Below are 18,647 nucleotides of genomic sequence, written 5' to 3'. Positions count from 1 at the left end.
TCCCTAATATCGTGGTCGTGTCTTCACACTTCGACAACTCGACCGACGACGCTCCGACGGCAGTCCCGCCCGACGCCTCACTGTTCGACGAAATCGCCCCACTCAGACTCGCCATCGGCGTGGTGTTCAGTGCGTTCGCCGTCTTCGCCGTCGTCGCAGGGTGGCTTTCACCGCTCTCTCCCGATACTGTCGGCGTCGTCCTCCTCTGTTTCGTCTTCCTCGCGGGAGGGTTCGTCCCGTTCAACTCGACGCTGGCGTACAACGTCAGCCAATCCGCCGCGTTCATGCTCTGGGGCGGTCTCAGATTGCTGGTCGGTGGGTTCGACGTGATTCCACTGCTCCTCGGTGGGTTCGGCGCCGTCAGCCTCGTCTTCTACGGTCGGCGAGCGCTCACCGACGGACTACGGACGTACGCCTGAGTTGCCCAGTCGGGACTGTCGGCAGCGAACGCGTCGCTACTCACGAACGGTCAACACCGGCACCTCGGAGAGTCGAACGACTCGTTCGGTCGTACTCCCCAAAATCGCGTGTTCGAGGCCGGTCCGGCCGTGCGTCGCCATCACGACGAGGTCGGCACCGACTTCGTCGGCGTAGTCGAGTATCTCTCGGTGTGGGACGCCGATTCGGACCGCTGTTTCACAGGGGATGTCGGCGTCGTCGGCGAGTGACGCGATTTCTTCGACGGCCATCTCTGCGGCGTCGCGGAGACTCGCCTGAACTCGTTCGACCGGAACGTCCGCGGCGGTCCACAGACCGAGGTCACTGGAGTCGATGACAGACAAGACGCGAATCGTCGCGTCGTAGGTGTCGGCGATGTCGATAGCACGGCGGGCGGCGGCGAGAGAACGGGCACTCCCGTCGGTGGGGACGAGGACGGAATCGTACATGTCATACTAGTTGCGTGCTGTCGCTATGGCTCTTCGTGTCAAGCGTCTCGCAGCCGCGAGGCTACGGTGTGTCGACTATCGTCGTGAGAATGGAGGTTACGGCTGTGTCGGCGTTAGACGCGGGTGCGCGGCTTGGGGACGGTCTTTCGGACTGCCGCGGCGGACGCGACGAGAAGTCCACCGAACAGGATGGAGACGAACAGTTCGGGCGCGACAGTCAGGCCAGCCACGCCACCGACGGTGGCGAACAGTGCGTACCCGGCGACTACCGTGAGGGTGATGCCGATGACGACTGCGAGGCCGATTCCGACTTTCATCACGTCGAGTTTCATGGTCACCTCTGTCTACGCCACAGAATTCCATATATAGGCAGACTGGTTCCCAGTCGCCGGGAAACTGCCTGCGTTCTCCCACGTTATCGAGGGGATATTATATGCGCTCTCCGCTCGTCGAGGGCACCGAAAAATCGCAGCAAAACCGGTCTCGGGCGACCGGTGATTACGACGCCGACTCCGACCCTTCGCCGTAGAGTCCGTACAGCACGAACATCAAGGCGAGGAACAGGAACTCGATGACCGCGATGGCGATGAGGGGCAGGTCGATGTTGAAGAACCCCGCCACAGTCCGGAGTTCGATGGCGATGGGAACGCTGAACGCGATGATGACCAACGCTCGTGCCTTCGTCAACTTCATGCAGCAACCTCCAGCAGGGTGTTGACCGTCGTGGTAACCAACGTCGTCACGAAGTCGAGACCCGCCGAGACGGTGGCCGGAATTGGCAGGCCACCGCCGAACAGGCCGCCACCGTTCTGAATGATACCAGCGAGCGGAAGCGTGTAGGCGAGGATGACGAGGACGACGGCGATGCCGGTCCACAGACCGAGGTTGTCGAGGACGCGCGGACTACCCTCGGGGCCCGAGAGCGGTTCGGGGAGGTACTCGTCGACCGGACGGTCGGACTCCTCTCCGAGCGAGGTCAGGAGGATGTTGAACAGGAACAGCACCACCGACAGGAACAGGAGCGTCCCGCCGAGGGCAATCTGCACACGTAGTTCGAAGATGCTCCCGATAGGCGTCAGGAACTCGAAGTTCTGGTACTGCGGTTCTGCGGTCCGACGCGGGATGCCAGCGAGGCCGGCGCGGTGCATCGCGTTCGACATGAAGACCATGCCGACGAACCACATGATGACCTGCAGGAGGCCAATCGGTCGGCTGTAGAGTTTCGTCCCGGTGAGTTGCGGAACCAGCCAGTAGGACCCTGCCATCATGGTCAGGGCGACGGCAGTCCCGACGGTGAGGTGGAAGTGACCGGGAACCCACAGCGTGTTGTGGATGAGGTAGTTGATGTTCATCCCGGCGTTGATCATGCCGGAGAACCCACCTGCGGCGAACAGAATCCCGGCGAGTGCCATGCCGGTGAAGGCAGGGTCACGCCACGGGAGTGCACCAAGCCAGCGGAGGTAGCCTTCGCCACCACGCTGTCGTGCACCGTGTTCCATGCTGGCGACGGCGGTGAACGCCGTGAGTAGCGACGGGAGCAGCAGGAACATCGTGTTCGTCATCGCGATGAACTTGAAGCCCTCTGCGATACCCGGGTCGAGGTACTGGTGGTGAATCCCGACCGGCGTCGAGAGCAGCAGGAACAACAGGAACACCACGCGTGCGAGTGGGTCGCTGAACAGGCGACCGCCCGAGAGTTTCGGGAGGATGGTGTACCACATCATGTACGCTGGCATCAGCCAGAAGTACACGATTGGGTGTCCGAAGTACCAGAACAGCGTCCGCGTGAGAAGCGGGTTGACACTCGGAATCAGACCGAGCGACCACGGGATGAGGAAGAACACCACCGAGACGGCGACACCGAGCGTCGCGAGGTACCACATAATCATGGTCGTCAGGACCATGAACATCTGCAGTGGGATGCGCTCACCCTTGTTGTCGCTCCGCCACGCACGGTACGAGAGGAACCAGTCGGCACCTGCGAGCCACGTTCCGACGATGAACATCGCCAGTCCGATGTAGAAAATCGGGTGGGCTTGCAGCGGGGCGTAGAACGTGAACAACACGTCTGCGCTAATTCCGAGATTCGGGACGAGGCCACCGAGAATCGCGATGGTGGCGAGGACTGTCCCAGTCGTCATCAGACCGAACCACGCCCACGAGTACAGTGTACTCACGGCGGGGCGGTCCAGACTCCGCGCGGTTGCCCAGTGGAAGAACCCTGTGAGGAAGAAGATGGTGAACACGATTGCCAAGAGGACACCGTGTCCAGTCAGCATCGTGTAGTAGTCCGCAGAGTCGATGACGCGAAGGATGTCTGTTCGGTGGAGCGCCTGTACGAGGCCGAAGAACGCTCCTATTCCGAGTGCGACGAACGAGACGAGGAGGTTCGCCTTGATGACACCTGCCTCGGAGGGGAACCTATCGACGAACGTCCGGGCCGGCCCAGAAGCGGTCGCCATCAGTTACTTCCCTCCTGTTGCTGCTGTTCGTACCAACTGTCGAATTCGCTCTGTTCCATGACGACGAGTTTTCCTTCCATCACGTGGTGCCCTGAGCCACAGTATTCGTTACAAACCAGACCGTACTCACCGGCCTCGTCGAACTCGACGGTGAACTTGGCCACTTGGCCGGGAATCGCCATCGTGTTCGCGTTGGTTCCCACGACGTTGAAGCCGTGAATGACGTCTGCTGCAGTCACGTAGAACGTGACGGTACTCCCTTCGGGGACGCGGATGGGCTGCGTCGTGCCGGGTTCGAAGACGAACTGTCGAGCGACGACGTACACGTCGTAGGAGTTCTCACCGGTCTTTTCGACGCCCGGGTCGCCGAACTTCGGGTGGTCGTCGAGCGTTGCCGGGTCGACGGTTCCACCCTCGTCGTCTATCATCTCGATACCCACGCCGGCGGCGCCGTAGGTGATTGTTCCAATGAACCCGACGATGAGGACGAGTGCGAGTGCCAGCCAGAGTTTCTCGTACGTGTGTATCTCCATCTGTCACCCCACCACCGTCAGACCCCGACCGAGGAACTCGATGAAGTACATGAACACCCACATCGAAAGCAGGATAATCATGTAGATAACGACGAGAATGAGTGTCCCGACTGGGTCGAAATCGTCGTGCCCAATTTGCCGTACGATACCGTCGTCGGCCGTCCCGACGATAGAATCTACAGGTGGTTCTGACGAACCACGTTGAGTCGCCGCATCAGCTGGCACGTCTCCAGAACTCGAAGCCTGGGAGACAGGGGACGCGGCGCTCCCCTCTGCTGTCGAATCAACGGCCATACCCGGTCATGAGCAAGAACGTACCTTCAAAGCATCAGGCGATTCTCACCACGTTGGAATGAGCGAAATCGGAAACAATACCACCGCGTATCAACCGATATGGAACTCACTCCGCGTCTCGCCGGAACAGTCGCACTCCTGGCGCTCTTGCCAGCAATCGTCTTCGGGGTTACGAACAACCTCCTCGCGGGTGTCGTGACGGCTATCAACGTGCTTCTCATCTCGCTGATTATCTACCTCCTGATGAGCCCGACCGAAGGCGGACACGACCACGAGACCGAACACGACGTCGAACAGGAACAGGCAGTCTAAGATGGACGGAGGGGCGACACCACCCGTCGTCTCCGCAACTCCCCCAGAGGCCGCTGCCTTTCTCCTCGTCGGCCTCCTCGGTGGCGCGCACTGTCTGGGGATGTGCGGACCGCTCGTGAGCGTCTACGCGGACCGACTGAGCGACCGTGCAGGTACGGAGTCGCTCACACTCGTTCACGTCCGACAGCACGCGCTCTTCAACGTCGGGCGAGCACTGAGTTACGCCACTATCGGGGCACTCTTCGCCCTCGTCGGTGGGTTGTTCTTCGGTGCGTTCGACTCGCTCGCAACCATCGGGAGTGGTGTCCGCGCGACGACGGGACTCCTCGTCGGGACAGCAATCATCCTCACCGGCCTCGGCTACCTCGTCGGACGTTCGGCCGCACTCGACCGACTCACGCCCGCACCCGTGACACGCTTGTTTGGACGGGTCAGCGGGTGGGCGACGGCACGGGTCGACCGACTGGTCGGTGGCCCGCGAATCCTCGGACTCGGCGCGATTCACGGCCTGCTCCCCTGCCCAATCATCTATCCCGCGTACCTGTACGCCTTCGCCACTGGTGACCCACTTCGGGCCGCCGCGTTGCTCGGCCTGCTGGGACTCGGGACGATTCCGACGCTGTTCCTGTACGGAACGCTACTCGGACAGGTCTCGGCGCGTCGTCGCGCAGTCCTCCACCGGGCGCTCGGAGCGTCGTTCCTCGTCCTCGGGTACATTCCGCTGTCGCACGGGTTGATGCTCCTCGGCGTCTCGGTCCCACACCTTCACGTCCCCTTCTACCAACCCTTGGGGTGAGCATGGCGACGAAGACGCAGTCGCGTGGTGCAGGCGACGACGATGCCAGCGGATGCGACCTCTGTGGGTTGCCGACGCCGACACCGCCAGTGACGGGCGACGACGTCGATGGCGAGTTCTGTTGTCGGGGCTGTCTCGAAATCACGCGCACGCTCGGTGACGCCGCGAGCGCCGACCCAGAGACGGTCGAAGAGGAACTCGCCGGCGAGGCAGAAGCAGTCCCAGACGGTGCCGAACGCACCTACATGTCCGTCGACGGGATGCACTGTGCCACGTGTGAGGCGTTCGTCTCCGGCACGGCGCGGTCCTGCGACGGCATCTACGCCGCGGACGCGAGTTACGCCAACGACATGGTCCGCGTTACCTACGACCCGGAGACCGCCGACCTCGACGGCCTCTCGGGGACGCTCTCGCGGTACGGGTACGGAACGCGCGACCCGAACGAACGTGAGGCCACAGAGCGTGGCGACAATCAGGTCGCGCGGTTCGTCATCGGGGGCGGCGTCTTCGGGATGATGGTGATGATGTGGTACATCCTCTTTCTGTACCCGACCTACGTCGGGTTCTCGCCGGTGGTCGAACTCGGCGTCTTCGACGGTATCTACATCGTCGCCAACATCTGGCTGATGACCTCTATCGTCCTGTTCTACACGGGGTTCCCCATCCTTCGAGGGGCCGTCGTCAGCCTCAGGGCGGGCCAACCGAACATGGACTTGCTCGTCTCTCTCGCGGCGACCAGTGCGTACGTCTACTCGACGGCCGCCATGGTCGTCGGCGAGACACACGTCTACTTCGACGTGACCGTCGCCATCATCCTCGTCGTGACGCTCGGCAACTACTACGAAGACCGAATCAAGCGGAAGGCGGCCGGGATGCTCTCAGACCTCGCAGCATCGCGTGTCTCCGAGGCCCGATTACGGACTCCCGACGGGGTCGAAACTGTCTCTGTCGATGCGCTCGAACCGGGCGACACCGTCGAGATTCGGCCGGGCGAACGAGTCCCGGTGGACGGGACGGTCCGCGAAGGGACCGCGGCAGTGGACGAAGCACTCGTCACAGGCGAGTCGATGCCGCGGACGAAACGCCCCGGCGACGACGTCCTCGGCGGCACCGTCGTCACCGACCGCCCCCTCGTGGTCGACGTCGGCGAGGACGCCACGAGTACGCTCGATAGACTCGTCGAACTCCTCTGGGACATCCAGAGCGCTCGCTCGGGCGTCCAGCGTCTCGCCGACAAACTCGCGACAATCTTCGTTCCCACTGTCCTCGTCCTCGCAGTAATCGCGTTCGGGTGGACGCTCGTTCGCGGCGAGTCGGCGACGGCGGCACTCCTCATCGGCCTCACGGTCCTCATCGTCTCGTGTCCGTGTGCGCTGGGCCTCGCCACGCCACTGGCCGTCGCGTCGGGCATCAAAGAGGCGGCGAGTCGCGGTATCGTCGTCGCCTCCGAGGCCGTCTTCGAGGCGGTCCCCGACGTGGACGTGGTCGTCTTCGACAAGACGGGGACGCTGACCGACGGCGACATGACGCTTCTCAGAACCGACGGCGCGAGCGAGGACACCGAAGAAGACACACTCCGACTGGCCGCAGCACTCGAACGCTTCTCTGCACACCCACTGGCCTCGGCCATCGTCACCGCCGCCGAAGACGCCGATATCGAGATTCCCGATATCGCCGCAGACGACGCTGTCGTCCACGACCGAGGCGTCTCCGGGAGCGTCGACGGCGAACGAGTCGTCGTCGGCCATCCGTCGCTCCTCCGCGACGAGGGGATGACCGTCGGTGACGACGTTGAATCCGCCATCGACGCCGCACGCGACGAAGGTGCGGTCCCAGTCGTCGTGGGGTGGGGCCGTCGTGCCCGCGCAGTGCTCGTCGTCGGCGACGAACCACGCGAGGCGTGGGACGACGTGGTTTCGGCCGTCGCGGACGACGGCAGACGCGACGTGGTCGTCCTCACGGGCGACTCCGAGCGTGCGGCACGTCGGTTCCGCGACCACCCGGACGTGACGGACGTGTTCGCGGGCGTCCCACCCGAGGCGAAAGCCGAGACGGTCGAACGCCTCCGAAGTCGTGGGACCGTCGCGATGGTCGGCGACGGGAGCAACGACGCGCCCGCACTCGCGGCCGCAGACATCGGTATCGCCCTCGGCACTGGGACAGATATCGCAGGCGACGCGGCAGACGCCGTCCTCGTCGGCCGTGACATCGACGCGATTCCGGAGGTGTTCTCGCTGTCCGCCGGCGTGAACCGTCGCATTCGCGGGAACCTGACGTGGGCGTTTGGCTACAACGCCGTTGCCATCCCACTGGCCGCACTGGGCGTCCTCAACCCGCTCTTCGCTGCGATTGCGATGGGCACGTCGAGTCTGCTCGTCGTGGCCAACTCCGCTCGGTCGCTGGACTGACGCCCATCGGCCGAGACAGGTGGTCGTCACGAAGTCGAGTCGTCCTGGTCGCTGCCGCGAGCGTACCAATCAAGTCCCTCCGCTTCGTCACTGAGTATAATGACAGACGACCCCTTCGCACTCTCGATTCCACAGGGGTGGACTGTCGTTATCGACGAGGACACCGACGACGCCAGCGCACAGACCATCTACGAGTCGCCGACGTGTGACTACCGCGTCGTCGTCACCGAGTTCGCACGGGGACTCACGCTCTACTGGTGGGTCGATATCTTCGCCCGCGCAGACGGTGAGTGGCACCGCCGGGAAGTCGGCCTCGGCGATTCGTACCGCGACCCGGAAGTCGTCGCCGACGCAGCACAGGACGCCATCGACGGCCTCGCAGAGCAGTCGTCCGGCGTGCTCGAAACGTACCTCGACGACTGACTTATCACCGCTCCGGAACGACTGACGGGTATGTACCTCGTCGCCTACGATGGGTCGCTCCTGTCCAATACGGCGCTCTCGCGAGCATCGGCGCTGGCAAAGCAGACTGGGTCCGAGATACTCGCCGTCGCAGTCGTCCCGAGAGACGCCGAGTACGCCGTCGAGATGGGGTGGGTTCCGACGAAAAAAGACTTCGACCGAGACGCTGTCGTCAGCGAACTCCACCGGACGGCGGTGAAAATCGCGCCAGAAGCGTCGTTCCGGACCGTCTCAGTCAGTCGACTGCCGGTCCCGGGCGAAATCGTCGCGGAACTCAAACGTGTCGCCCACGAGGAGAACGCAGACACCGTGTTCGTCGGCAGTGAAAACGCTGGCCGCGTCGTCGTTCCACTCGCCAGCGTGGGCGGTTCCGTCGCGAGCGACGACACCTACGACGTCCACATCGTCCGGCACGCACCACCAGCGGTGAAAAAGCGGTTCCCGAAGTCAGACTTCTACCTCCCCTGAGCGTTCGACGGACTCTCACAAATCGCCCGACAGCGTCGAGCCGTCATTTCATGTGTCGGGGGTGCGAAGGAGACGTATGAAAGACATCAGGTACGTCTACACGGTGGGGATGGACGCAGAAGATATCTCCAGACGCCTCGACGAGGCATCGTCGGGGATATTGTCGCTCGCGGACGACAACCGGGCGTACGGAATCCCCGTCCACGTCTCCCTCGACGAAGAGAACGGACGCCTCCTCTTTCGCCTGACCGACGACGGCCACAGCGAGAAGTTCGAGTACATAGAAACGACCGACGAGGCGACGTTCATCTGCTACGAGGATGCCGGAAAGGACTCCTGGAGCATCATGGCGCGAGGGTCGATTCGGGTGCTTCCGGACGACGAACTCCCCGACGAGGCCACCATCAACGAGATGTACGGCGGCGTCCGCGTCTTCGACGAAGCGGTCGACGACTTGCAACTCCACATCGTCGAACTGGTCTACGACGAGTTGACGGGGCGTGAGACGGCCAGATGACGCGCGTCGCGGGCGTCGTCCTCGCCGGCGGTCGCTCACGGCGGTTCGGTGAGACGGACAAAGCACTCGCCCGACTCGATGGCGTCCCCCTCGTGCGCCGAACTGCCGGGCGGGTGATGCAGGCCACCGACGAACTCGTTCTCAACTGTCGGCGCGACCAGGCAACTGCACTCGAAGACGCGTGCGCCGACCTCGACCCCACGCTTGCTCTCGATATCGACCCAGACACCGGTCCACTCGGAGGTATCTGGACCGGCCTCGCTGCCACCGACGCGCCACTCTCTGCCGTCGTCGCCTGCGACATGCCTTTCGTGGACCCGACGCTACTCGAATTTCTCGTTGCCGAGGCCGACGAGACGGGTGCCGACGTCGTGGTGCCCCGCGTCGAAGACGGGTGGTTCCAGACGACGCAAGCAGTCTACCGAACTGCCAGTGTCTCGATGGCCGCCGAGGAAGTCCTCGACAGCGGTGGTGGGCGGATACTCGACGCCTTCGAGTCACTCGACGTTCGAACCGTCGGTGCCGAGGTTCTGGACCGATTCGACCCGCGAACCTTCGAGAACGTCAATACACAGGGAGAACTCGACGCCGCGGAAGCAGAGGTTCGGCGTCGAAATACCGAGATGGAGTGGGAGTAGCGCGAGAGTGCGATGAGACCGGGGTGCCGTGCAGTGTCGGAGATAGCACCCGTCAGTAGATGTCGACGACGGGGTCGTCTGCGACGAGTCGAGTGGCGACGACTCGGTCGACGCGCGGGTGTTCGCGCACCCACCCTGCGATTCGGTCGGCCGTCTCTGCTTCTGTCTCTCCGTCGACCATGTTGAGCACCGGGACGATTCGTGCCGTCTCGGGCACGTCTTTCATCCCACCGTGGTCACTCGTCAGTACCGCCGCCACGTCCCACGCCGAGATGGGGTCGCCGGGGGCCGTGCCCGTAATCTCCGAGACGAGCGCTGGTCTGTGGACGTGTGTTTCCTCCAGTGGTTCGCCGACGACGCGGACGCTCGCAACCGGGCAGACGAGGTCTGTACTGTCGGGGACGCGCGGTTCGTGGTCGGCAGGTGCCTTCAACCACCGCGAGCGTGCGCCATCGGCCTTCGTCAACACAACGTCGTCCGTCGCGCGACCGACTCCTGCGACGGTGGTCGGGTCGTAGCCACGGTAGCGGTCTGTACGCTCCCGTTCTGGAACGATGCCGAGAGGGCGCGTCGGGGTTTCCTCGACGACCGTCGCAGGGTCGTCGGTGACGACCACCTCGGCCACTTCGTCGTCGAAGATGGGGATTCTGACGGTACTCGTGACTACGCCGTCGAGCGACCGGGCGAGGCGGTAGATGAGCGACTTCTTGCCGCCCGCGCCGACCATACACGTCAGGTCGTCGGGCCCGACACCGAGTGCGTCCGCGAGCGTCGTGTCGACCGAGACCTCAGTCATCGTTCGCTGGGTCGACGAGGACGCGGACGGCGCTGTGTTTGTACTCGGGAATCTTCGCTGTCGGGTCGAGGGCGTCCCCCGTGAGTTTGTTCACGAGTGGGTCGGCGTAGTGGAACGTGGTGAACACGGTTCCTCGGCGGACGGCGGGTGTGACTTCGGCGGCGACGGTGACGGTCCCGCGGTCGTTTTCGATACGGACTCGGTCGCCATCTTCGATATCCCGGTCTGCGGCGTCGTCGGGGTGAATCTGAAGTACGTCCTCGCCGCGCATCCGCATCAAGACGCCCGAGCGTCGGGTGAGCGCGCCGCTGTTGAAGTGCTGGAGGACGCGCCCCGTCGTGAGGACGAGTTCGTCGTCTTCGACGGGGTCTGCTGGGTCCACGTGTTCGACGACGCGCAGAGGGGCAGTCTTCGACCCGGTTTCGAACTGTTCGGTGTGGAGGATTGCGGTCCCCTCGGTTGCCCCCTCTGGGAACGGCCACCGCTGGCTCCCGGTGCCGATTCCGTCGTACGACATGCCGACGTAGAGTGGTGAGACTGCTCGTAACTCGTCGAAGACGCCTTCGGGCGTCTCTGGCGTGTCGAGTCCAGCGACGCGCTGGGCGAACTCTCGGAGCACGTCGAGGTCGGTTCGGGCGTCGCCCGGCGGTTCGACGTTCTGTCGCATCCGAATGACCTGTCTATCGGTATTGGTCACGGTTCCCGACTTCTCCGCCCAGACACTCCCGGGGAGTACCACGTCGGCGAACTCGGCTGTTTCGGTCGGGAAGACGTCGTGAACGACACAGAAGTCCAGTTTCTCGAACTGCGCTTCGACGTGGTTCGCGTTCGGTTCAGTGACTGCGGGGTTCTCGCCGAAGACGTACGCCGCTCGAACGTCGTCGCCGAAGCGGTGGGTCGCTTCGACTTCGGTGAGACCCGGAGTCGCCGGGGGTTCGAATCCCCACACCTCGGCGACGGCGGCGCGGGCATCGTCGTCAGTGACCTGCTGATAGCCGGGGAGGACGTTCGGTAGTCCTCCAACGTCACCAGCGCCCTGGACGTTGTTCTGGCCGCGAAGTGGGTTCACGCCGGTGCCCGCCTTGCCGACGTTGCCGGTGAGCAGTGGCAGATTGATGAGCGTCTGGACGTTGTCGGTGCCGCAGTGGTGTTGGCTCATCCCCATCCCAGTGAAGATGGCTGCGCGGCCCGCTTCGCCGTACATGCGGGCCGCCTCTCTGAGGTCTTCGGGGTCCACGCCGGCGCGGTCTGCTTCTTCGTCGACGTCGAGTTCGGCGAGGTACGCACGGAGTTCGTCGAATCCGGTGGTTCGCTCGGCGACGAACTCCTCGTCTACGAGTCCCTCTTCGACGATGACTGCCGCCATCGCGTTCAACAGGGGGATGTCGAACCCGGGCTTGACCGGGAGGTGGACGTCTGCGGCTTTCGTGGTTGGATTCTCTCGTGGGTCGACGTGAATCAGTTTCGTGCCCGACTTGAGCGCCGGGAGGAGGTACGACCGGAAGATGACGGGATGCTGTTCGGCCGGGTTCGCACCCGTGACGAGGTACACGTCGGCTTCCATCAGGTCTTCCAGAGAGTTCGTCATCGCCCCCGCACCGAATCGGTCACCCATCGCAGCGACCGTCGAGGAGTGACAGAGGCGCGCACAGTTGTCGATGTTGTTCGTCCCGAGTTTCCGTGCCGTCTTCTGGAGGAGGTAGTTCTCTTCGTTCGTGCAGTTCGAAGACGTGAAAAAGAACACTGAGTCGGGACCGTGGTCCGCGACGATACGGTCGAACTCGCGTTCGATTCGGTCGAACGCCTCTTCCCACGTCGCTTCGACTAACGTCCCGTTGACGCGGACGAGTGGTCTCGTCAACCGCTCTTCGTGGTCGACGACGTCCCACGCCGCGGCACCCTTCGGACAGAGTTCTCCCTTCTGATTCACCGGCCCTTTCCACCCGACGGCGCTCTCACGGTCTGCATCGTACTTGATGCCGCACCCGACGCCACAGTACGGGCAGACGCTCTCGTTCGGCTCTGCCACTCGGTCGCTCATGGTCGAACCCCACACATACGTGGACATGCAACGGCAGCGATATTCATCGTACCGCCGACACCAGCGACGTGAAAATCGTCGGTGGTGGGTTCTCGCCACGGGCTGTTTCGAACCTGGGAGACCGACTGCGTGTTCAGCGAGTGAGTGGGTTCCGAACTCTCATCTGCCGACCGTGGCCATGATTCGGTCGCGGTAGAGGTACCCGAGAACCGACGCCGAGACGAGGACAGAGACGAGTGCGACGACGAGAACGGGGTTCCCGTTTGCCGCCGCAGACCCTGCGAGGTTTACGAGGAGGAAGCCCGGAAGTCGCCCGACTGCGGCGACGGCGACGATACGCCGAATGGGGATGTCCGTGAGACCCGCCGCGAAGCAGATGGCGTCGTCGGGGAGGCCCGGAACGAGGAAGATGAGAAAGAGGACGGCGAGGCCGTGGTCCGCCACCACGTCGTCGAAGAGGGCGAGAGCGTCGTCGGTGACGACGCGTTCGACGTAGGGGCGACCGTAGTAGCGGGCGATGGCGACGGCGAGTGCCGTCCCGAGGACGATGCCGACCATGCTGTAGACCGTACCCCAGAACGCACCGAAGAGAAACCCGCTGGCGAACCCGAGTGCCTGCCCGGGAACCGGCGCGAGGAGGACCTGAAGCACCTGAACGGCGACGAACGCCAACGGTGCGAGTGGACCGGCGTCGAGGAGAACTATCCTGAGTTGCCGTGGGTCGGCGAGGAAGGGGTACCGACTCACGACGTACGACCCGCCAACGAGAGTGAGAGCGACGAGTACGCCGACGAGAAGCACCGTCTGCCAACGGTCGGACGTCGACTCGAAGAGGGTCGGAACGCGAGACACACTGACGCTCTCGCGCGCTGGAAGGAAAAACCTCGCCGCGAGAGCGCTTTTGTGTCGAGAGCGCGTACTAACAGGTATGTCCGATGTCATCCTCGTCGCAGTCGATGGGTCACCACTCTCGAAGCGAGCGTTCGAGCAGGCGCTCTCAGATGCCGGTTCGACCGTCATCGCGCTGCACGTCATCGACCCCTCTGACCCGGGGTACAGCGCACCGATAGACGTGGACGTGACCCTCGAACCGCTTCACGGGTCCGCAGAATGGTACGAGAAGGCCAACAAAATCGCCGACGAGATTTTCGAGGAACTCACCGCCCTCGCAGACGGGAGCGGTGTCGAGGTACAGACGAAGACGCTCCGGGGCGACCCCGCTCGGAGCATCGTCGAGTACGCGCGTGACGAAGACGTAGACGCCATCTACGTCGGCGGCCACGGCCGGACAGGTGAGACGAACCTCATGCTCGGGAGCGTGGCGGAACTCGTCGCGAGCAGAGCACCGGTCAGCGTCACCGTCGTCCGCTAACTGGGCGCAGACGACCCCTCGACGGCCGGGCAGACAGACCCCGACCGGACGTCTTCACTCGTCGTCGAGCGCGGGTGGGACACACATCACTGGCACGTCCGAGAGTCTGACCACTCGTTCGGCGACGCTTCCGACGAGGTATCGCTCGAGTCCACTCGTTCCGTGTGTCCCCATCACGACGAGGTCGACGTTTCGCTCCTTGCCGTAGTCGACGATTGTCTCGGCCGGCAGGCCGACCCGAATCTCCGTCTCGACGGGCACGTCACGTGCTGCAGCGAGGTCGGCGACAGAGGAGACTGCCCCTTCGCCGCGTGTCTCTTCGTCGTCGCCACTGGCGCTGTCGGTGTGCGTCACTCGCACGTCGACGACGTAGAGCACGTGGAGTGCGGCGCCGTACGTCGACGCGAGGTCGACCGCGTACTCGGCCGCGCGCTCCGCGTGGGTGCTTCCGTCGGTGGGGACGAGGATGTGGTCGAACATGTGTGGAGAGACGGAGGCAACCCGGATAAAACCGGATACCTGACCACGAAACGGACCGGATTTCTCCGTTTTCTCGGGTGTCGGGAAGTGAGAATCCGTCTTATGCTGAGGGCGGTCGTACTTACTCACGGGGGAGTTACAGATGCAAACCAACGACCAACGAACTGCCGAACTCTGGATTCGACCGATTCGAGATGGCCTCAGAGAGGAACACCAGTCACTCGTCGTCCGACTGGAACGACTCGTCAGAGAGGGCTACCTCGACGACGTGTGCATGCGGACGTGGAACCACAACGTCGACGTCGAGACCGACACCGCACCGACACAGCGGGACGCACTGATTCGAGAACGCCTCGCTGCATTCAGACAGTGGGCCCGACGTGAGGGCGTCGAACTGCCGACACTCGACGAACGTGCGACTGTCGGGTCGGGGCGGATGGGCCCGGCCCACGACACCGTCGTCCTTCCGCAGACACTCGTGGCAGTGTTCCGTGGCGACGACGTCGAGGCAGTCTACCCACACGAACGGCGTGGGAAGATGAAGACAGTCGCCGATTGGGTCGAAGACGCCGAGTCTGCCCTCGGTATCGATGCCGACCAAATCGACATCTGAGTCACTGACTCGACGGGATGTCGGAGCAGACGGTAGAAGAGACGAGTGCGGCGATGCCCCGCCGGAGACGTTCAGATGCCGACTGGGGTGTGATGTCCAAGTCGTCTGCGAGGTCCGACAACGCGACCGACCGGGGTATCTCGAAGTATCCCGACTCGGCGGCGAGGGTGATGACCTGTCGTTGCTTCTCACTGAGGCCGTATCCGGTCGCACTCGGGGCATCACCGCGGTAGATGCGCTCGACCGACATCTCGAGACCCATCTCGGCACAGAGCCGTCGATACTGAACGAGTGCGTCTCGGTCTGGGAACCGCATTCGGGTGTGTAGTCCGTCCGTCGTGAACGACACGTCGAGACGTGAGGCACCGACTTCGACGTCGTTCGGATAGACGACTGCGCCGGCGTCGTCCGTAATCTGCACCCGGTAGAGCCGTCGTTGTGGGAGTGACTCCATCAGTTCAGGAGTCGCAACCGTCTCGTCTCTTTGCATCCCCTCTTCGAAGGCGTCGAAATCACCGCCGCTCGCCCACACGAAGAGGACCGGACGCTCTGGGTCGGCGGCGACAGCCTGTTCGACGTCGAGTCGCATCGCCGGTGCGTGGCTAATCGCGGTCGTCAGCGGGAGGGCTTGACTGGTAATAGTGAACTCTGCGATACAACTCATTTTCAACTGAAACGTGCTGGAGAATATAAAATACAGTCATATTGACTGTTGAATCGGTGTCGTACGAAGGGCCCCGGGCGAGGCCCAAAACTGTTGTCAGAGGCACGCCCACTGGCACGACCTTGTCGTATAATCGTGGGCATACACACTTACTGCGTCTGGTGAGGAATAGGTGCGCCCTGATTTATCAAGTCATTATATATGGACGACGAAGCGTCACCCTTACTCGGAGTCACGCAGTGGGACAGATATGAACGTCCCCTGTGTCCGTGTTCCCCGTGAGACGGGTGAAGCGACACGCCAACGTCTCGCCGACGCCGACTTGTTGGACCACGAACATCAGATAACGGTCGTGGAGGGACACCTCTACATTCCCGTCGTCGACGTCGACGCTGTCCCGACGGAGTTCGAGGTAGTCGAGTACGAGTCACCGACGCGCGAGACACAGACCACGCCCGCGGAGATTCTCGGATACGAACCGTCGTACGAACGACTCGGTGATATCGTCATCCTCGACGAAGACGACCCAGAACGCGCCCGAGCGATTGCCGAGGCAATCGTCGAGTCCGACCTCAAAGCAGACACGGTGGTGAACCGTGCCTCGAAGATTAAAGGCGAACTCCGCGTTCGTGACTGGGACGTTCTCGTCGGCGACTCGACGGAGACGGTCCACCGCGAGTACGGTACCGAACTGCACCTCGATATCGACACGGTCTACTTCTCGCCTCGTCTCGCAACCGAGCGTCACCGTGTCGTCGAGCAGATTCGCGAGGGAGAACACGTCTTCGACATGTTCGCCGGCGTCGGCCCGTTCGCCGTCCCGGCGGCCGAGGCAGGCGCTGACGTCGTCGCCTGCGACCTGAACGAAGCAGCTATCGAGTTCCTTCGGGAGAACGCGGAGCGAAACGACGTGGTAGACCGAATCACCGCGATTCACGGCGACGTGCGCGAAGTTGCCGACGACTACGAAGGGTGGGCCGACCGACTCATCATGAACCTTCCCCACAGCGCCGACGAGTTCCTCGACACCGCCGTCCGCCTCGCCGGCGACGAGTGTGTCGTCCACCTCTACGACATTCAGCACGAAGACGACCCGTTCGGCCCTGGCCTCGCCGCCGTTCGCGCCGCCGCCGAACCCGAGTACGACATCGAGGTGCTCGAAGAGCAACTCGTCCGGTCGTACGCCCCCCACGAGTTCAACGTCTGTCTGGACGTTCGCCTGACGAAGCGGTCGTGAGGCGGCGTGGTGACGACCGGCAGACACCGGGTTGATTCGCAAGTCTTAATTACGTCTCCGGGGTACGAAAGAATGCGTTCGGAAGCCCACCGCGCCGGTGTAGCTCAGCTGGCAGAGCGATTCCTTCGTAAGGAATAGGCCGAGGGTTCAAATCCCTCCACCGGCTCTTTCTGTCGAACGAAGTGAGACTGAAGAGCTTTGCCTGGAGGGATTTGAATCAGGTCGGAGCTTGCTCCGACCGTGGTTCACAATCCCCTCCACCGGCTTGTTTTTCCGCGACCTCACCCACCAAGCATCTCGTGTGCTCGGTACCTGTGAGTGGGTAAATACGCGACTGGATGGATGTGTACGAGGGAGCGAACGGACGTGAGCGACCGTAGTTCACAATACGGGAAGAAACCAACGTACAGCCACGTTACCCCAACACGATACACGTACTCGTCCGGCCCACGCCTTCGATATCCTGAATCTCTTCGGTGATGAGCGTGAGGAGTTCGCGTTCGGATTCTGCTTCGACTTCGGCGACGATGTCGAACTCGCCGGCGACGATGCTGGCCCGGCGGACACTGTCGAGCGTCCGAACCTGCTCTACGACGTCTCGTGTGGTCCCGGCACCAGTCTGAATCGTGATGTAGGCTTCGACCATTCGTGACTATTGTCTGTCAAACGAGATAACTCCTCCCTCGTCGGGAAGAACACACGCGAACGAAGACCGGCAACTCAGCGGTCTGGGATACCACAGACGCCCGCTTCCTCACCCATCTTCTCCACGCCGGGTGCGAACCGTCCTAACTTCCAATCGGGGTCGTGACCTGTCTCCTCCCGGTGGTCTTCGATTCGGAGGCGGGCATCTGCGAGTTTCGAGAACGTCTCTTCGAGGCCGCACGTCGGGCAGATGACCGTCGCTCGGGTGTCCGTCATTGTTCGAAGAGAACACACGAGGTGAAGTAATTCTGTCGGAGACTCCAGCAGTAGAACGTGCCAGTCGAGACGTCCGAAAGAGAATATTGAGTCGTGGGCAACAATCACAACACAAAGACGAGTGAGCAACCGCGGTGCGTCGATGCCTGTCGAAAAAATATCGTCAGGTGACTGTTGCTGTCAACCCATGACGAGGCTCATCCACCGGTTGCGTCTGACGAACTCCATATTTTCGAGGTATGCATCGACGCCGAGGATGCGGCCGGCACCGAATGCACCGAGGCCGAACAGCAACACGGCGTAGACGATGTGGTCGTCGACGACCCATCCGTGGGCGAGTGGGAGTCCAGCCAGGAGACCACCTTCCAGCGCTGCTGCCCAGTAGAACAGCATCATGATGGTACCCCAGAAGGCGCTAAACCGGACGAACGCACCGAGGATGAGTGCTAACCCGGTGAGCGTGAGGCCCCACATGTTTAGCTGGTCGATGAGTGGATTCCCTGCCATCGAGGCCCACAACCCCATGAACGGGTTCCCTGGTGGAATCGCGTTCGCGAGGAATCCAGCGGCCGTCCAGTTGTTCGATGGGTCCGCATCGAGGTACGTGACCAGTTTCGTCACGCCGCCCTGGAAGAGCGTCCACCCCATCACGATGCGCATGATGAACAGTGAAAGGCCGACCCACCGCTCCGAGTACTCGAACGTTACATCCTGTCCAAACAGTTTCGTCTCTAAGACACGGCTGC

At 62.8% G+C, this 18,647-nt stretch carries 25 protein-coding genes and 1 tRNA gene; 12 read left to right on the top strand and 14 right to left on the bottom strand.

Annotated features, from left to right (window positions below; all coding sequences use genetic code 11):
- The first annotated feature begins 17 nt into the window (after positions 1-17).
- Complete coding sequence (locus AUR66_RS15010; protein ID WP_058573095.1) at positions 18-419, top strand: hypothetical protein; 402 nt, start codon at positions 18-20, stop codon at positions 417-419.
- 36 nt (positions 420-455) lie between these two features.
- Here AUR66_RS15010 and AUR66_RS15005 read toward each other — a convergent pair whose 3' ends face one another.
- From AUR66_RS15005 to AUR66_RS14980, 6 genes are all read right to left on the bottom strand, one after another.
- Positions 456-887, bottom strand: a complete 432-nt coding sequence (locus AUR66_RS15005; protein ID WP_058573079.1) for a universal stress protein — start codon at positions 885-887, stop codon at positions 456-458.
- Between the two features lie 113 nt (positions 888-1,000).
- A complete protein-coding gene (locus AUR66_RS15000) occupies positions 1,001-1,219 on the bottom strand; it encodes a hypothetical protein (RefSeq protein ID WP_058573078.1) in 219 nt (72 codons plus the stop codon).
- A gap of 166 nt (positions 1,220-1,385) precedes the next feature.
- Positions 1,386-1,580, bottom strand: coding sequence for a hypothetical protein (locus AUR66_RS14995; RefSeq protein ID WP_058573077.1), 195 nt, complete (start codon positions 1,578-1,580; stop codon positions 1,386-1,388).
- On the bottom strand, positions 1,577-3,349 hold the full coding sequence (locus tag AUR66_RS14990; protein ID WP_058573076.1) for a b(o/a)3-type cytochrome-c oxidase subunit 1: 1,773 nt from the start codon (positions 3,347-3,349) through the stop codon (positions 1,577-1,579). Before AUR66_RS14990 ends, AUR66_RS14995 begins: the two co-directional genes overlap by 4 nt.
- Positions 3,349-3,882: a cytochrome c oxidase subunit II gene (locus AUR66_RS14985; RefSeq protein WP_058573075.1), complete on the bottom strand. Its 534-nt coding sequence runs from the start codon at positions 3,880-3,882 to the stop codon at positions 3,349-3,351. Before AUR66_RS14985 ends, AUR66_RS14990 begins: the two co-directional genes overlap by 1 nt.
- 3 nt (positions 3,883-3,885) lie before the next feature.
- Entirely contained in the window at positions 3,886-4,176 is a 291-nt protein-coding gene (locus tag AUR66_RS14980; RefSeq protein ID WP_231727913.1) for a ba3-type terminal oxidase subunit CbaD, read from the bottom strand.
- 99 nt (positions 4,177-4,275) lie between these two features.
- On the opposite strand from AUR66_RS14980, the gene AUR66_RS14975 reads away from it, so the two are divergent.
- The 7 genes from AUR66_RS14975 (at position 4,276) to mobA (ending at position 9,777) form a co-directional block, all read left to right on the top strand.
- Positions 4,276-4,488: a hypothetical protein gene (locus AUR66_RS14975; protein WP_058573073.1), complete on the top strand. Its 213-nt coding sequence runs from the start codon at positions 4,276-4,278 to the stop codon at positions 4,486-4,488.
- A 1-nt stretch (position 4,489) separates the two neighbouring features.
- A complete protein-coding gene (locus AUR66_RS14970; protein WP_058573072.1) occupies positions 4,490-5,284 on the top strand; it encodes a sulfite exporter TauE/SafE family protein in 795 nt (264 codons plus the stop codon).
- 2 nt (positions 5,285-5,286) lie between these two features.
- A complete protein-coding gene (locus AUR66_RS14965; protein WP_058573071.1) occupies positions 5,287-7,692 on the top strand; it encodes a heavy metal translocating P-type ATPase in 2,406 nt (801 codons plus the stop codon).
- A gap of 99 nt (positions 7,693-7,791) precedes the next feature.
- Positions 7,792-8,115, top strand: coding sequence for a hypothetical protein (locus AUR66_RS14960; RefSeq protein ID WP_058573070.1), 324 nt, complete (start codon positions 7,792-7,794; stop codon positions 8,113-8,115).
- A gap of 30 nt (positions 8,116-8,145) precedes the next feature.
- Positions 8,146-8,622 (top strand): universal stress protein, encoded by a 477-nt coding sequence (locus AUR66_RS14955; protein ID WP_058573069.1) that lies wholly within the window; start codon positions 8,146-8,148, stop codon positions 8,620-8,622.
- Positions 8,623-8,698: 76 nt separating this feature from the next.
- Positions 8,699-9,139 carry a pyridoxamine 5'-phosphate oxidase family protein gene (locus tag AUR66_RS14950; protein WP_058573068.1) on the top strand — a complete coding sequence of 147 codons (441 nt, stop codon included), beginning with the start codon at positions 8,699-8,701 and terminating at the stop codon, positions 9,137-9,139.
- Positions 9,136-9,777, top strand: coding sequence for a molybdenum cofactor guanylyltransferase (mobA, locus tag AUR66_RS14945; RefSeq protein WP_058573067.1), 642 nt, complete (start codon positions 9,136-9,138; stop codon positions 9,775-9,777). The genes AUR66_RS14950 and mobA overlap by 4 nt, the downstream gene beginning before the upstream one ends.
- A gap of 52 nt (positions 9,778-9,829) precedes the next feature.
- On the opposite strand, the gene yqeC is transcribed toward mobA, so the two are convergent.
- From yqeC to AUR66_RS14930, 3 genes are all read right to left on the bottom strand, one after another.
- A complete protein-coding gene (gene yqeC, locus AUR66_RS14940; protein ID WP_058573066.1) occupies positions 9,830-10,573 on the bottom strand; it encodes a selenium cofactor biosynthesis protein YqeC in 744 nt (247 codons plus the stop codon).
- Positions 10,566-12,614 carry a formate dehydrogenase subunit alpha gene (fdhF, locus tag AUR66_RS14935; RefSeq protein WP_231727912.1) on the bottom strand — a complete coding sequence of 683 codons (2,049 nt, stop codon included), beginning with the start codon at positions 12,612-12,614 and terminating at the stop codon, positions 10,566-10,568. The genes yqeC and fdhF overlap by 8 nt, the downstream gene beginning before the upstream one ends.
- A gap of 159 nt (positions 12,615-12,773) precedes the next feature.
- Positions 12,774-13,466: a TVP38/TMEM64 family protein gene (locus AUR66_RS14930; protein WP_058573065.1), complete on the bottom strand. Its 693-nt coding sequence runs from the start codon at positions 13,464-13,466 to the stop codon at positions 12,774-12,776.
- 76 nt (positions 13,467-13,542) lie between these two features.
- On the opposite strand from AUR66_RS14930, the gene AUR66_RS14925 reads away from it, so the two are divergent.
- Positions 13,543-13,986: a universal stress protein gene (locus AUR66_RS14925; protein ID WP_058573064.1), complete on the top strand. Its 444-nt coding sequence runs from the start codon at positions 13,543-13,545 to the stop codon at positions 13,984-13,986.
- Positions 13,987-14,040: 54 nt separating this feature from the next.
- Here the strand turns inward: AUR66_RS14925 and AUR66_RS14920 are convergent, their stop codons facing one another.
- Entirely contained in the window at positions 14,041-14,466 is a 426-nt protein-coding gene (locus tag AUR66_RS14920; protein WP_058573063.1) for a universal stress protein, read from the bottom strand.
- A gap of 142 nt (positions 14,467-14,608) precedes the next feature.
- Here AUR66_RS14920 and AUR66_RS14915 point away from each other — a divergent pair, with 142 nt between their 5' ends.
- Complete coding sequence (locus tag AUR66_RS14915) at positions 14,609-15,079, top strand: HTH domain-containing protein (RefSeq protein WP_058573062.1); 471 nt, start codon at positions 14,609-14,611, stop codon at positions 15,077-15,079.
- Position 15,080: 1 nt separating this feature from the next.
- Here the strand turns inward: AUR66_RS14915 and AUR66_RS14910 are convergent, their stop codons facing one another.
- A complete protein-coding gene (locus tag AUR66_RS14910; RefSeq protein ID WP_058573061.1) occupies positions 15,081-15,743 on the bottom strand; it encodes a helix-turn-helix domain-containing protein in 663 nt (220 codons plus the stop codon).
- Positions 15,744-15,993: 250 nt separating this feature from the next.
- On the opposite strand from AUR66_RS14910, the gene AUR66_RS14905 reads away from it, so the two are divergent.
- Both AUR66_RS14905 and AUR66_RS14900 read left to right on the top strand, forming a co-directional pair.
- On the top strand, positions 15,994-16,980 hold the full coding sequence (locus AUR66_RS14905; protein WP_058573060.1) for a class I SAM-dependent methyltransferase: 987 nt from the start codon (positions 15,994-15,996) through the stop codon (positions 16,978-16,980).
- A 93-nt stretch (positions 16,981-17,073) separates the two neighbouring features.
- Positions 17,074-17,146 (top strand) — tRNA-Thr (locus tag AUR66_RS14900).
- A 249-nt stretch (positions 17,147-17,395) separates the two neighbouring features.
- On the opposite strand, the gene AUR66_RS14895 is transcribed toward AUR66_RS14900, so the two are convergent.
- The 3 genes from AUR66_RS14895 to AUR66_RS14885 form a co-directional block, all read right to left on the bottom strand.
- Entirely contained in the window at positions 17,396-17,626 is a 231-nt protein-coding gene (locus tag AUR66_RS14895; RefSeq protein WP_058573059.1) for an Lrp/AsnC family transcriptional regulator, read from the bottom strand.
- Positions 17,627-17,700: 74 nt separating this feature from the next.
- Entirely contained in the window at positions 17,701-17,901 is a 201-nt protein-coding gene (locus AUR66_RS14890; protein WP_058573058.1) for a DUF7542 family protein, read from the bottom strand.
- Between the two features lie 180 nt (positions 17,902-18,081).
- On the bottom strand, positions 18,082-18,624 hold the full coding sequence (locus AUR66_RS14885; protein ID WP_058573093.1) for a DoxX family protein: 543 nt from the start codon (positions 18,622-18,624) through the stop codon (positions 18,082-18,084).
- Positions 18,625-18,647: the final 23 nt, after the last annotated feature.

It is taken from the genome of Haloferax profundi (genome assembly GCF_001469865.1).
Classification (GTDB): Archaea; Halobacteriota; Halobacteria; order Halobacteriales; family Haloferacaceae; genus Haloferax; species Haloferax profundi.
The sequence above is the reverse complement of the archived record's forward strand: the minus strand, read 5'-3'. Positions and strand labels throughout refer to the sequence as shown.

What these genes read in the sequence shown, in the direction of transcription:
- AUR66_RS15005 (WP_058573079.1), bottom strand. Translation starts at nt 887, where the DNA reads ATGTACGATTCCGTCCTCGTCCCCACCGACGGGAGTGCCCGTTCTCTC.
- AUR66_RS15000 (WP_058573078.1), bottom strand. Translation starts at nt 1,219, where the DNA reads ATGAAACTCGACGTGATGAAAGTCGGAATCGGCCTCGCAGTCGTCATC.
- AUR66_RS14995 (WP_058573077.1), bottom strand. Translation starts at nt 1,580, where the DNA reads ATGAAGTTGACGAAGGCACGAGCGTTGGTCATCATCGCGTTCAGCGTT.
- AUR66_RS14990 (WP_058573076.1), bottom strand. Translation starts at nt 3,349, where the DNA reads ATGGCGACCGCTTCTGGGCCGGCCCGGACGTTCGTCGATAGGTTCCCC.
- AUR66_RS14985 (WP_058573075.1), bottom strand. Translation starts at nt 3,882, where the DNA reads ATGGAGATACACACGTACGAGAAACTCTGGCTGGCACTCGCACTCGTC.
- AUR66_RS14980 (WP_231727913.1), bottom strand. Translation starts at nt 4,176, where the DNA reads ATGGCCGTTGATTCGACAGCAGAGGGGAGCGCCGCGTCCCCTGTCTCC.
- AUR66_RS14975 (WP_058573073.1), top strand. Translation starts at nt 4,276, where the DNA reads ATGGAACTCACTCCGCGTCTCGCCGGAACAGTCGCACTCCTGGCGCTC.
- AUR66_RS14970 (WP_058573072.1), top strand. Translation starts at nt 4,490, where the DNA reads ATGGACGGAGGGGCGACACCACCCGTCGTCTCCGCAACTCCCCCAGAG.
- AUR66_RS14965 (WP_058573071.1), top strand. Translation starts at nt 5,287, where the DNA reads ATGGCGACGAAGACGCAGTCGCGTGGTGCAGGCGACGACGATGCCAGC.
- AUR66_RS14960 (WP_058573070.1), top strand. Translation starts at nt 7,792, where the DNA reads ATGACAGACGACCCCTTCGCACTCTCGATTCCACAGGGGTGGACTGTC.
- AUR66_RS14955 (WP_058573069.1), top strand. Translation starts at nt 8,146, where the DNA reads ATGTACCTCGTCGCCTACGATGGGTCGCTCCTGTCCAATACGGCGCTC.
- AUR66_RS14950 (WP_058573068.1), top strand. Translation starts at nt 8,699, where the DNA reads ATGAAAGACATCAGGTACGTCTACACGGTGGGGATGGACGCAGAAGAT.
- mobA (WP_058573067.1), top strand. Translation starts at nt 9,136, where the DNA reads ATGACGCGCGTCGCGGGCGTCGTCCTCGCCGGCGGTCGCTCACGGCGG.
- yqeC (WP_058573066.1), bottom strand. Translation starts at nt 10,573, where the DNA reads ATGACTGAGGTCTCGGTCGACACGACGCTCGCGGACGCACTCGGTGTC.
- fdhF (WP_231727912.1), bottom strand. Translation starts at nt 12,614, where the DNA reads ATGAGCGACCGAGTGGCAGAGCCGAACGAGAGCGTCTGCCCGTACTGT.
- AUR66_RS14925 (WP_058573064.1), top strand. Translation starts at nt 13,543, where the DNA reads ATGTCCGATGTCATCCTCGTCGCAGTCGATGGGTCACCACTCTCGAAG.
- AUR66_RS14920 (WP_058573063.1), bottom strand. Translation starts at nt 14,466, where the DNA reads ATGTTCGACCACATCCTCGTCCCCACCGACGGAAGCACCCACGCGGAG.
- AUR66_RS14915 (WP_058573062.1), top strand. Translation starts at nt 14,609, where the DNA reads ATGCAAACCAACGACCAACGAACTGCCGAACTCTGGATTCGACCGATT.
- AUR66_RS14910 (WP_058573061.1), bottom strand. Translation starts at nt 15,743, where the DNA reads ATGAGTTGTATCGCAGAGTTCACTATTACCAGTCAAGCCCTCCCGCTG.
- AUR66_RS14905 (WP_058573060.1), top strand. Translation starts at nt 15,994, where the DNA reads ATGAACGTCCCCTGTGTCCGTGTTCCCCGTGAGACGGGTGAAGCGACA.
- AUR66_RS14895 (WP_058573059.1), bottom strand. Translation starts at nt 17,626, where the DNA reads ATGGTCGAAGCCTACATCACGATTCAGACTGGTGCCGGGACCACACGA.
- AUR66_RS14890 (WP_058573058.1), bottom strand. Translation starts at nt 17,901, where the DNA reads ATGACGGACACCCGAGCGACGGTCATCTGCCCGACGTGCGGCCTCGAA.